This window comes from Streptomyces sp. SAS_270 (genome assembly GCF_052543295.1).
This window is the reverse complement of the sequence record NZ_JBMNDS010000013.1, coordinates 27,441-38,072: the sequence shown is the minus strand read 5'-3', so window position 1 is coordinate 38,072 and position 10,632 is coordinate 27,441. Positions and strand designations below refer to the sequence as shown.

11 protein-coding genes are annotated in these 10,632 nt (G+C 72.5%); 5 read left to right on the top strand and 6 right to left on the bottom strand.

Annotated features, from left to right (window positions below):
• Window position 1: 1 nt before the first annotated feature.
• The 4 genes from ACN6LB_RS11775 to ACN6LB_RS11760 form a co-directional block, all read right to left on the bottom strand.
• Complete coding sequence (locus ACN6LB_RS11775; RefSeq protein ID WP_445025770.1) at window positions 2-685, bottom strand: response regulator; 684 nt, start codon at window positions 683-685, stop codon at window positions 2-4.
• 6 nt (window positions 686-691) lie between these two features.
• Window positions 692-1,912 carry a sensor histidine kinase gene (locus ACN6LB_RS11770; protein WP_445025769.1) on the bottom strand — a complete coding sequence of 407 codons (1,221 nt, stop codon included), beginning with the start codon at window positions 1,910-1,912 and terminating at the stop codon, window positions 692-694.
• Window positions 1,913-2,444: 532 nt separating this feature from the next.
• Window positions 2,445-2,723, bottom strand: a complete 279-nt coding sequence (gene pspAA, locus ACN6LB_RS11765; protein ID WP_445025768.1) for a PspA-associated protein PspAA — start codon at window positions 2,721-2,723, stop codon at window positions 2,445-2,447.
• 55 nt (window positions 2,724-2,778) lie between these two features.
• Window positions 2,779-3,576, bottom strand: a complete 798-nt coding sequence (locus ACN6LB_RS11760; RefSeq protein ID WP_445025767.1) for a PspA/IM30 family protein — start codon at window positions 3,574-3,576, stop codon at window positions 2,779-2,781.
• Window positions 3,577-3,875: 299 nt separating this feature from the next.
• Between ACN6LB_RS11760 and ACN6LB_RS11755 the strand changes: the two genes are divergently transcribed.
• The 3 genes from ACN6LB_RS11755 to ACN6LB_RS11745 all read left to right on the top strand — a co-directional run bounded on the left by ACN6LB_RS11755 (window position 3,876) and on the right by ACN6LB_RS11745 (window position 6,454).
• On the top strand, window positions 3,876-4,502 hold the full coding sequence (locus ACN6LB_RS11755) for a DUF3043 domain-containing protein (RefSeq protein ID WP_356147821.1): 627 nt from the start codon (window positions 3,876-3,878) through the stop codon (window positions 4,500-4,502).
• Between the two features lie 83 nt (window positions 4,503-4,585).
• Window positions 4,586-5,287, top strand: a complete 702-nt coding sequence (locus ACN6LB_RS11750) for a class I SAM-dependent methyltransferase (protein ID WP_356147818.1) — start codon at window positions 4,586-4,588, stop codon at window positions 5,285-5,287.
• A gap of 81 nt (window positions 5,288-5,368) precedes the next feature.
• The gene (locus tag ACN6LB_RS11745) at window positions 5,369-6,454 is read left to right on the top strand and encodes a S1C family serine protease (RefSeq protein WP_445025766.1); all 1,086 of its coding nucleotides are present in this window, start codon (window positions 5,369-5,371) and stop codon (window positions 6,452-6,454) included.
• A gap of 92 nt (window positions 6,455-6,546) precedes the next feature.
• Here ACN6LB_RS11745 and ACN6LB_RS11740 read toward each other — a convergent pair whose 3' ends face one another.
• Window positions 6,547-6,804 carry a hypothetical protein gene (locus ACN6LB_RS11740; protein WP_356147815.1) on the bottom strand — a complete coding sequence of 86 codons (258 nt, stop codon included), beginning with the start codon at window positions 6,802-6,804 and terminating at the stop codon, window positions 6,547-6,549.
• A 113-nt stretch (window positions 6,805-6,917) separates the two neighbouring features.
• Between ACN6LB_RS11740 and ACN6LB_RS11735 the strand changes: the two genes are divergently transcribed.
• Window positions 6,918-8,132 carry a bifunctional adenosylcobinamide kinase/adenosylcobinamide-phosphate guanylyltransferase gene (locus tag ACN6LB_RS11735; RefSeq protein WP_445025765.1) on the top strand — a complete coding sequence of 405 codons (1,215 nt, stop codon included), beginning with the start codon at window positions 6,918-6,920 and terminating at the stop codon, window positions 8,130-8,132.
• A 12-nt stretch (window positions 8,133-8,144) separates the two neighbouring features.
• Here ACN6LB_RS11735 and ACN6LB_RS11730 read toward each other — a convergent pair whose 3' ends face one another.
• On the bottom strand, window positions 8,145-9,206 hold the full coding sequence (locus ACN6LB_RS11730; RefSeq protein ID WP_445025764.1) for a class I SAM-dependent methyltransferase: 1,062 nt from the start codon (window positions 9,204-9,206) through the stop codon (window positions 8,145-8,147).
• Between the two features lie 173 nt (window positions 9,207-9,379).
• On the opposite strand from ACN6LB_RS11730, the gene cobT reads away from it, so the two are divergent.
• Window positions 9,380-10,540, top strand: coding sequence for a nicotinate-nucleotide--dimethylbenzimidazole phosphoribosyltransferase (gene cobT, locus ACN6LB_RS11725; RefSeq protein ID WP_445025763.1), 1,161 nt, complete (start codon window positions 9,380-9,382; stop codon window positions 10,538-10,540).
• The last annotated feature ends 92 nt before the right edge of the window (window positions 10,541-10,632 follow it).

Genomic DNA, 10,632 nt, shown 5'->3' with positions numbered 1-10,632 from the left:
CTCACTCCACCCTTGGACGGACCAGCCCGGACTCGTACGCGATCACGACCAGCTGGGCCCGGTCCCGGGCGCCCAGCTTCGACATGGCCCGGTTGACGTGCGTCTTCACAGTCAGCGGACTGACCTCCAGGCGCTCCGCGATCTCGTCGTTCGAGTGCCCGCCCGCGACCTGGACGAGGACCTCGCGCTCGCGGACCGTCAGCGCGTCGAGCCGCTCCGCGCGGGCGGGGTCCCGGCCGTCGTCGGCCGCGTCGCCCTGGGCGAGGAACTTGGCGATGAGCCCCTTGGTGGCCACCGGCGACAGCAGCGCCTCGCCGCCCGCCGCCACCCGGATCGCGTTCAGCAGCTCCTCGGGCTCGGAGCCCTTCCCGAGAAACCCGGAGGCACCGGCGCGCAGCGACTGCACCACGTACTCGTCGACCTCGAAGGTCGTCAGCATGACCACCCGTACGTGCGCGAGCCCCGGGTCGGCGCTGATCAGCCGGGTCGCGGCGAGCCCGTCGGTCCCCGGCATCCGGATGTCCATGAGTACGACGTCGGCGCGCTCCTCGCGGGCGAGCCGCACCGCCTGAGCGCCGTCCGAAGCCTCCCCCACGACCTCCATGTCGGGCTCGGAGTCGACGAGCACACGGAAGGCGCTGCGCAGCAACGCCTGGTCGTCGGCGAGCAGGACACGAATGGTCATGCGGGATCAGTCCCCCAGGGCAGGCGCGCGGTTCTTGACCGGAAGGATCGCATGGACGCGGAAACCGCCCCCGTACCGGGGAGCGGCGCTGCAGCTGCCGCCGAGCGCCGTGACCCGCTCGCGCATCCCGAGCAGCCCGTGCCCACCGCCGTCCTCGGGCACGTCGCCGTCGTCCCGCCCCGGCCCGCTGTCGAGCACGGTCACTTCCACGTTCGGTCCCACCCGTACGACGCTGACCTCGGCCTTCGCCTCCGCGCCCGCATGCTTTTGCACGTTGGTGAGGGCTTCCTGGATGACGCGGTAGGCGGCGAGGTCCACGGCGGCGGGGAGAGAGGTCCCGTGATCGGTGCGGGCGACCTCGACGGGCAGGCCCGCGTTGCGGAAGGTGTCGGCGAGGTCGTCGAGCCGGGCAAGCCCGGGGGCGGGTTCGGTGGGCGCCTCCGGATCCCCGCTCTGCCTCAACAGCCCCACCGTGGCCCGGAGTTCGTTGAGCGCCGACCGGCTGGCCTCCCGCACATGTGCGAGCGCCTCCTTCGCCTGGTCGGGCCGCTTGTCCATCACGTGGGCGGCCACTCCGGCCTGCACGTTGACGAGGGCGATGTGGTGCGCCACGACGTCGTGCAGATCCCGTGCGATCCGCAGCCGCTCCTCGGCGACGCGCCGCCGCGCCTCCTCCTCGCGGGTCCGTTCCGCACGCTCGGCGCGCTCCCGTATGGCGTGCACGACGGCCCGCCTGCTGCGTACGGCATCGCCCGCGGCGGCGGCCATGCCCGTCCAGGCGAAGATGCCCAGGTTCTCCTGGGCGTACCAGGGCAGGGGTCCCGCGAGCATCGCGGACGCCGTGAGCACGGTCATCGTGAGCAGACCGACCCGCCAGGTCGTGGGGCGGTCCGTGGCCGACGCCACCGTGTAGAGGGCGACCACGGCGGACATCGCGACCGGGGCCCTGGGGTCGCCGGTCACGCACTCCACGAGGGACACGGCGCCGGTGGCTCCGAGGACGGTCAGGGGAGCGCTGCGGCGGAAGACCAGCGCCGCCGCGCCGAGCACGATCAGCGTGAGGCTCAGTGTGTTCGGGGTGCGGGCGACCCAGCTCGCGCCGTTCTCCCCGTGCGGGTCGACGAAGGAGCCGGCCACCATGCAGGCCAGTACGGCGAAGGCCAACGCCGCGTCGAGTGCCAGCGGGTGGGCACGGGCTCTGCACCTCGTGCGCTCTAGGGTGCTCACGGGTTCACGGTACGTGGCCCTTGCCGGGCGGGGAACGCCCACCAGGTTCGCCCTTGGCCCCTACGGCACCCGGGGTGGGTGGGCAAACGCCGGGTGCCCCCTGGCTTTGCTCGGTTACCCGGGGTTGTTGCCGGCCGGGAGTGGGTCACGCAGCCCGGCGTTCACGGGGTGCCGCTGCGCCCACCCGTGCCGCCCCTGGCGGCACGATTGCCCGCAGAAACATGGCTTCGCCGGCCACCCGGCGCCTCACGCACCCCCGCTGCCGGGTGGGCAGCCGCCTCTCGCGGCACGATTGCCCGCAGTGACGCGGCTTCGCCGCCCCGAGCGCCCCACGCGCGCCCCCACGCACCCGCAGTCGCGTACGCACGGAAGGGTCCGTGCCGGTACGTCTCTGCCCGTCGCGTAGCCGGCTCCCAGCCGAGTTTCGCCGTTCTCGGGGGCCGGGCAGTACGCCCACGCGGCGACGGGCAAGACGTACCGGCACGGACCCGACCCACAACGAACCGCACCGCGAACGGCGCCCACGCCAGAGTCAGCCCGGGATCAAGCCGTCGTCGCTCAGCATGGCGCGAACCTCTTCGAGGGTCGCGTCCGGCGCGGGGAGGATGAGTTCGGAGGGCTGGAGGGCCTCGTCGGCGAGTGGCTCGCCGAGGTGGCGTACCGCGTCGAGGAGGGCGCCGAGGGTGCGGCGGAAGCCGTCCTCGTCGCCGCTCTCCATTTCGGCGAGCAGCTCATCGTCGAGCTTGTTCAGCCCCGCGACATCGCTGTCGTCCAGCTTCCACTGCCCCTCCCCCATGATCCGTACGATCATGTCGCCCTCCTAAGGCGTGGGACCGAGTCGAAAACAGGTCGGCTACTGCTGTCGGCTACTGCTTGTCGAAGCGCGGAGTGTCCTGGGGCTGCTGCTGGGACTGACCCTGCCCCTGCCCGCCTTCGAGCGCCTGCTGCTGCGAAGAGGGACCACCGGCCAGCTCGGCCTTCATGCGCTGCAGCTCCAGCTCTACATCCGTACCACCGGAGAGCCGGTCCAGCTCGCTCTGGATGTCGTCCTTGGCCAGCCCGGACTGGTCGTCGAGCGCACCCGAGGCGAGCAGCTCGTCGATCGCACCGGCCCGCGCCTGGAGCTGCGCGGTCTTGTCCTCGGCCCGCTGGATCGCCAGCCCGACGTCGCCCATCTCCTCGGAGATGCCGGAGAAGCTCTCCGCGATCCGGGTCTGCGCCTGGGCGGCGGTGTACGTGGCCTTGATGGTCTCCTTCTTCGTGCGGAAGGCGTCCACCTTGGCCTGCAGCCGCTGCGCCGCGAGGGTGAGCTTCTCCTCCTCGCCCTGGAGGGTCTGGTGCTGCGTCTCCAGGTCGGTCACCTGCTGCTGGAGCGCGGCGCGCCGGGACAACGCCTCACGCGCCAGGTCCTCACGGCCGAGGGCGAGCGCCTTGCGGCCCTGGTCCTCCAGCTTGGAGGACTGTCCCTGCAGCTGGTTCAGCTGCAGCTCAAGGCGCTTGCGCGAGGTCGCCACGTCGGCGACACCCCGCCGCACCTTCTGCAGCAGCTCCAGCTGTTTCTGGTACGAGTAATCGAGGGTTTCGCGCGGGTCCTCGGCCCGGTCAAGGGCCTTGTTCGCCTTCGCGCGGAAGATCATCCCCATACGCTTCATGACACCGCTCATGGGCTTCGCGCGCCCCCTTCTGACGGACTCCAGCTCCAGGTACTGCAACAGAACCCACAGTACGGGCCCTGCATCCATTACCGCACTGTTCGGGGACGGATGCGCTCATCCCCAAGGACGACTGCGTACGACCCCGCTCCGGCGTAGGGAGTAGGTGGTTCTCGGGGTCCCCCGGGAAAATCTGAGCACTTCCCGAGCACCTGCCGTGAGCCCGCCCGGCCGGAACCGTGCGCAACGTCCCCTCTGTCCCCCTACAGACGTACGGTGTTGCCGGATCGTTCCCCACTCCAACGACGTCCATGCCCCGGCACCCCGTACCCTTGGGTTTTGTGTTCCGAAGCCGTGCCAAGGAAGAGAAGGCCCTCGCCGACAAGGCGCAGGTGACCGACTCCAAGCAGCCCCGTGACCCGCAGGCCCCCAAGGGTCGCCCCACACCCAAGCGGAGTGAGGCCCAGACCCAGCGCCGCAGTGTCGCCACCACGCCGACGTCGCGCAAGGAGGGCGCCAAGCGCCAGCGCGACGAGCGCCGCGCCCAGCTGGAGAGGCAGCGCCAGGCGCTGGCCAGCGGTGACGAGCGCTATCTGCCCGCCCGCGACAAGGGCCCGGTGCGCAAGTTCGCCCGCGCCTATGTCGACTCGCGGTTCTGTGTCGCCGAGTTCTTCCTGCCGCTGGCCGTGGTCATCCTCGTGCTGAGCATGGTGCGGGTGGGCTCGCTGCAGAACATCGCGCTGCTGCTGTGGCTGATCGTGATCGTGATGATCGTGGTCGACTCGATCGGCATCGCGATCCGCCTGAAGAAGCAGCTCAACACGCGCTTCCCCGACGTGCCCAAGAAGGGCGCGGTCGCCTATGCGCTGATGCGCACGCTCCAGATGCGTCGACTCCGGCTGCCGAAGCCGCAGGTCAAGCGCGGAGAGCGGCCCTGAGCACCACCTCTTTCTCCGGGGGCGCGGCGGATGCCTGGCTGAGCAAGCTGGGCGGACTGCGTGATGTCGTACGGCAGGAGCTGGTGGCCCGGCAGCTCGACGAGCAGATAGCGGGACGCTTCCCGGTCGGGCAGCGGCTGCGCGTGCTCGACGTCGGGATGGGCCAGGGCACGCAGGCGCTGCGGCTGGCCCGGGCCGGGCATCAGGTGACCGGTGTCGAGCAGGACGCGACGATGATCGCGACGGCCCGGGAGGCGCTCGCGGCCGAACCGGAGGGCATCCGGGAGCGGGTGCGGCTCGTGGAGGGCGACGGCCGCGACACGGGCGTCCACTTCCTGCCGGGCAGCTTCGACGTGGTGCTGTGCCACGGCGTACTGATGTACGTCGAGGAGCCGGACGCGTTGCTGGCCGGTCTCGCCCGCATGCTGGCCCCCGGCGGCCTCCTCTCCCTCCTCGTGCGCAACGCGGACGCACTGGCCATGAGGCCGGGTCTGTCCGGTGACTGGGCGGACGCGCTGGCCTCGTTCGACACGGACGCGTACGTCAACCGGCTCGGCCTCGCCGTGCGCGCCGACCGGCTGTCGACGCTGACGGCCACGCTCGCCGGGATCGGCGCGCCGCTGCACGCCTGGTACGGGGTGCGGGTCTTCACGGACACGGCGGTCGACGGTGCGGCGGTCCCCGCGGACGCGGAGAACCTGCTGGCCGCGGAGGAGCGGGCCGGCCGTACGGATCCGTACCGCCAGGTGGCGGCACTGCTGCACCTGTGCGGCGTACGGGGCTGACGCGCTGCCGCGTCCGGGCAAGGGCACCTGTTCGGGCGTGCACCGGGGGCCGCACAACGCCCGCAAAGGGACACTTCCGGCATGGAGATATCCCGTGCGCCCCTCCGCCGTCTCGGTGTGGCCGCCGCCCTCGTGTGCTCGGCTGCCCTGCTCGCCGGCTGTTCCGGGTCCTCGTCGTCGCACTCGTCGTCCTCGTCCACCAAGGACGGTTCGACGACCGCGCAGGCAGCCGTCCCGATGGCCGCCGCCGACCTGCAGAGCGACTATCTGAAGGTCATCAGGGACGTCCTGCCGTCGGTGGTCCAGATCCAGGCGAGCAGTGATCTGGGGTCGGGGGTCGTGTACGACGACCAGGGGCACATCGTCACCAACGCCCATGTGGTCGGCCACGAGAAGACGTTCAAGGTGACGACCGCCAACAGCGAGGACGAGCTGCGGGCGACCCTTGTTTACGCGTACCCGGACCAGGACCTCGCGGTCATCAAGCTGGACAAGGTGCCCGACGGGTTGAAGGCGGCCTCCTTCGGGGACTCCGCGAAGGTCGAGGTCGGTCAGATCGTGCTCGCGATGGGTTCGCCGCTCGGACTGTCCTCCAGCGTCACCCAGGGCATCGTGTCGGCGACCGGACGCACCGTCAGCGAGGGCCCCTCGGGCGGCGCCATCGGCGCGACGATCGCCAACATGGTGCAGACGTCGGCCGCGATCAACCCCGGCAACAGCGGCGGAGCCCTGGTCGACCTGGCCGGAAAGGTCATCGGCATCCCCACGCTCGCCGCGACCGACCCGAACTTCGGCGGCGGCCCGGCGCCCGGCATCGGGTTCGCGATCCCGGCGTCGATGGTGAAGACGATCGCCGGCCAGATCATCAAGGACGGCAAGGTCACCGACTCGGGCCGGGCCGCGCTCGGCATCACCGGACGTACGGTCGTCGACGACGACTACCGGGCCGCGGGCGTCGCCGTGGTGGAAGTGAAGAAGCGCGGGGCGGCCGACAAGGCGGGCATCCGGGCCGGGGACGTTCTCACCGGGTTGGGTGACACGGACATCACCACCGTCACCACGCTCGCCGAGGCGCTGGCCGCCGAGAAGCCGGGCGACAAGGCCAAGGTGACGTACACGCGCGACGGGGTCGAGAAGAAGGTCGACGTGACACTCGGCGAGCAGTGAGGCGCGGGGCAGAAGTGCGGCGGAGCAAGCGGAAGAAGACGCGGACAGGGCGGCGGGCTGCCGGAAGCACGGGCTCCGGCACCCCCGGGGCCCTAGGCGTTCTCGACGCTCTCCGCGTCGCCCGCGGCGTCGTCGCTCGTCGCGTTCTCCGCGTGCAGGCTCATCGGTCCGTAGATCTTCGTGCTGTCCTCGAACAGGAAGACCTGGTCCGCGCCCCCTTCGACGAGGTCCTTCCAGATCTCACCGATCCACGACTCGGCGTCCCCCTGCGTGGTGAACTCCTCGGGCACGACCGCGGGCTCAACCTCCGTCCCGTCGGACTTCTCGAACCGCCACGTCCATGCCGCCATGTACGCCTCCAAGGTGTGAGCACACTGCAGAGCGGAAGCCGGACAAGATCCGGCTCCCCTCCGAAGCCTAGTCGGACGCGCAACACCTGCGGCGACGCGCGAAAATCAACCCCGTGGAACTGACTCTGCTCGGCACCGGCGCCCCCGAGGGCCTGCCCCGCCCCGACTGTCCCTGCGCGGCCTGCGCGACCGCGCTCGGCGAGGACGCGCGGGCGGCGACCGCTCTCCTCGTCGACGGCACCCTGCTGCTCGACCTCACCCCCGGGGCCGCGTTCGCCGCCGCCCGCGCCGGGCACTCGCTCGGCGGCGTACGGCAGGTGCTGCTCTCGCATCCGCACGACGGACCCGCGGTCGAGGTTCCGGCCGGGCTGCCGCAGCCCGGGCGGGTGCCGGACGGCAGGGAGTTGGCGCTGCTGACCGGGCACCGGGTGCGGGCGGTGCCGATGGACGCGCCCGGCACGGGGTACGCGGTGACGAGCCCGGACGGCCTGCGCCTGCTCTACCTTCCCCCTGGCGCGGCTCCGGCCGGACTCGACGTGAACGGCGACGCGCCGTACGACATGGTGGTCGCGGATGTCGTCGGACGCCCGGACGCGCTCGCCCGGCTGCGTGCGGTCGGCGCGATCGGACCGGCGACCGACGTGATCGCGGTGCACCTCGACCACGACGTGCCGCCCGGGCCCGAACTGCGCCGCCGGCTCGCCGCGGCCGGGGCACGCGCGGTCCCGGACGGCTCGACCCTGACCGTCGGCGTCTACGAGGACGTACCGGACGTGCCGCGCCGCACCCTCGTCCTGGGCGGGGCCCGCTCCGGCAAGTCCGTGGAGGCGGAACGGCGGCTGGAGTCCTTCCCCGACGTCCTGTACGTGGCGACCGGTGGCTCCCGCGGTGGCGACACCGAGTGGGCCTCACGCGTCAGCATCCACCGTGAACGCCGGCCCGGCTCCTGGCGCACCGTGGAGACCTGCGACCTCGTCCCCCTCCTCGAGGACGACGGCAAGGACGACGGCGCCCCCCTGCTCATCGACTGCCTGTCCCTGTGGCTGACCGACGCCATGGACGCCGTGAACGCCTGGGACGACGACGAGTGGGCGGGCGGCGGCGAGCGAGCGCTGCGGGCCAGGGTCACCGAACTGACCGCCGCCGTCCGGGGCACCCGCCGCACGGTCGTCGCCGTCTCCAACGAGGTCGGCTCCGGCATCGTCCCGGCGACGGCCTCCGGGCGCCGCTACCGGGACGAGCTGGGGCGGCTGAACGCGGCGTTCGGGGCGGAGTGCGAGCAGGTGCTGCTGGTGGTGGCGGGTCAGGCGGTGGCGCTGCGGGGGTGACTGCGCGCGGCGTCAGCGTCGCGCGATGATGCGGTACGCGTTGGAGAACCGGGTGCGGCTCAGGAGTGGGGCGAGCGCGTGGTCCAGCGCGGCCGCCGAGGCGAGCAGCGGGGCGGACGCCCGCGTCAGGCCCGTACGCAGCCGCTGCTGGAGCACGGTGGGCGGTACGGGTCGCCACGGGGAGTCGGCGGCGGGGAGGACGCGGCCGAGCGCCAGGGCGAGGGCGCCGGCGAGGTCGTACGGGATGTGTGCCGCGCGCCGGTCCGCGACGACGACCTCGCAGCCGAGCGACTCCAGTTCGCCCAGCAGGTTGGGCAGCGGCATGAGGTGGAGGTGCCGGGGCTGGCGGTAGGACACCCACCACTTGCCGAGCAGCGCGCCGAACGCGCAGTCGGGGTCGGGGACTTCGACGAGCAGATGTCCGCCGGGGCGCAGCGCGGCGAGCGCGGCGCGCAGTTCCTCGCGCGGGTCGGGGGTGTGCTCCAGGTGGTGGAACATGCTGACGACGTCGTAGCGGGCGCGCAGCCGTTCGGCGATCTCGGGGTCGGTGAGCCGGCCGTGGTGGGCCTCCTCGATCCGTCCGGCGGCGCGGGCCTGCTCGACGCGGCGGGTGGAGTCGAGTCCGTCGAAGGCGGTGTACGCGTGCACTTCCCTGGCGGCTTCGGGGAAGTGCCCGTGCCCGGTGCCGACGTCGAGCCAGCTCTCGGGTTCGGGGTAGGCCAGCATGGCGCGGGCGGCGGCGCGGTGGCGGCGCAGGTTGCCGCGGGAGCCGAGGATGCGCTCGGCGAGCGGGTCGTGGCTCTCGTGGTGCAGGTCGCGGTCGTAGAAGGCCAGTCCTTCCGGGGTGAGCCGGGGGTTCTGGAAGGCGTGCGCGCAGTCGCGGCACTCGTCGACGACGAAGGTGCCGGGTTTGCGCTGCAGCAGATCCTGCGTGCGCAGCCGGGTGCGCAGCCGCTTGGAACCGCACCAGGGGCAGTCCTCGCGGCGCGGTTCGTGGAAGTGGTCGGTGCCCTGGGCGAGTTCGCTCAGGTAGGCGGCGCGCCGCTCGGCGGTCGTCTGCGGGGTGGGGGGCATGGGCGCTCCTGGGGACGACTGGGGCGGGGCGGCGGGAAGGACGGTGGGAGGGGCGACGGTGACCGGCTGCGGGCCATAAGACAATCCGATACAAACCGTACGTATGGGATGGCGATCGTGGGCGCAACGACGTGGCGCAGCCGTGTTCGATCGCTGCCGGTACTGTTCGGCGAATGAGCTCGCTTAATCTCGACGACTTCACCGATCTGATCGAGCGCCCCGACGGCGGAGTGCGCCGCGATGCCGAGGCGCGCCTGGAGCGCCGGATCGTGCCGCCCGGCTCGCTGGGCCGCCTCGACGAACTGGGTGAGTGGCTGTCGGCGGCGCAGTCGGCGGTGCCGGTGCGGCCGATCGCGCAGCCGCGTGTGGTGCTGTTCGCCGGCGACCACGGAGTCGCCGAACTGGGTGTGTCGGCGCACCCGGCGGGCAGCGCGGAACAGTTGGTGCGCGCGGTCCTGGAGGGCGCGAGCCCGGCGGCCGTGCTCGCCCGGCGGCTCGGTGTGCCGGTGCGTGTAGTGGACATGGCGCTGGACTGCGATCCGGAGGCACTGCCCGCGGACGTCGTCCGGCATCGGGTGCGGCGCGGTTCGGGCCGTATCGACATCGAGGACGCGCTCACCGCGGAGGAGGCCGAGGCGGCGTTCCTGGCGGGCGTCGCGATCGCGGACGAGGAGGCCGACTCCGGTACGGATCTGGTGGTCCTCGGCGATGTGAGCGTCGGCGGGACCACGGTCGCCGGCGTGCTGATCGCGGCGCTGTGCGGCACGGACGCGTCGGTCGTCACCGGGCGCGGCGGCCGGCCGATCGACGACCTCGCGTGGATGCGCAAGTGCGCCGCCGTGCGGGACGCGCTGCGCCGGGCACGGCCGGTCCTCGGGGACCAGTTGCAGTTGCTGGCGGCGGTCGGCGGGGCCGACGTCGCGGCGATGACGGGTTTCCTGCTGCAGAGCGCGGTGCGCCGGCTGCCGGTCGTCCTGGACGGGGTGGTCGCGTCCGCCTGCGCCCTGGTCGGGCAGCGGATCGCGTTCCGGGCGCCGGACTGGTGGCTGGCCGGGCACAACAGCGGTGAACCGGGGCAGGCGAAGGCGCTGGACCGGATGGCGATCGAGCCGCTGCTCGACCACGGGGTGACGGTCGGCGAGGGCGCGGGCGCGCTGCTGGCCCTTCCGCTCGTCCAGGCGGCGGCCGCGCTGGCGGCGGAGCTTCCGGAGCTGCCCGCCGTAGCCGACCAGGCGTCGGAGAAGCCCTCCGAAGGCGTGTCCGAAGCGGTGTCCGAGGAGCCGCTCGAAGAGGCGGCCGAAGAGGCACCCGGCGCGGCGTCCGCCACTGAGTAGCCGGAGCGGACGGCGCACCGGACGCGGCAGCTGACGGCGCATGGGGCGCGGCCGGTCCGGCTCCCCCGGACCCCGTTCTCCCACTTCGCGCC

Coding starts and splice junctions, on each gene's coding strand:
- ACN6LB_RS11760 (WP_445025767.1), bottom strand. CDS start 3,576: ATGAGCGGTGTCATGAAGCGTATGGGGATGATCTTCCGCGCGAAGGCG.
- ACN6LB_RS11740 (WP_356147815.1), bottom strand. CDS start 6,804: ATGGCGGCATGGACGTGGCGGTTCGAGAAGTCCGACGGGACGGAGGTT.
- cobT (WP_445025763.1), top strand. CDS start 9,380: ATGAGCTCGCTTAATCTCGACGACTTCACCGATCTGATCGAGCGCCCC.
- ACN6LB_RS11755 (WP_356147821.1), top strand. CDS start 3,876: ATGCCCCGGCACCCCGTACCCTTGGGTTTTGTGTTCCGAAGCCGTGCC.
- ACN6LB_RS11745 (WP_445025766.1), top strand. CDS start 5,369: ATGGAGATATCCCGTGCGCCCCTCCGCCGTCTCGGTGTGGCCGCCGCC.
- ACN6LB_RS11775 (WP_445025770.1), bottom strand. CDS start 685: ATGACCATTCGTGTCCTGCTCGCCGACGACCAGGCGTTGCTGCGCAGC.
- ACN6LB_RS11730 (WP_445025764.1), bottom strand. CDS start 9,206: ATGCCCCCCACCCCGCAGACGACCGCCGAGCGGCGCGCCGCCTACCTG.
- pspAA (WP_445025768.1), bottom strand. CDS start 2,723: ATGATCGTACGGATCATGGGGGAGGGGCAGTGGAAGCTGGACGACAGC.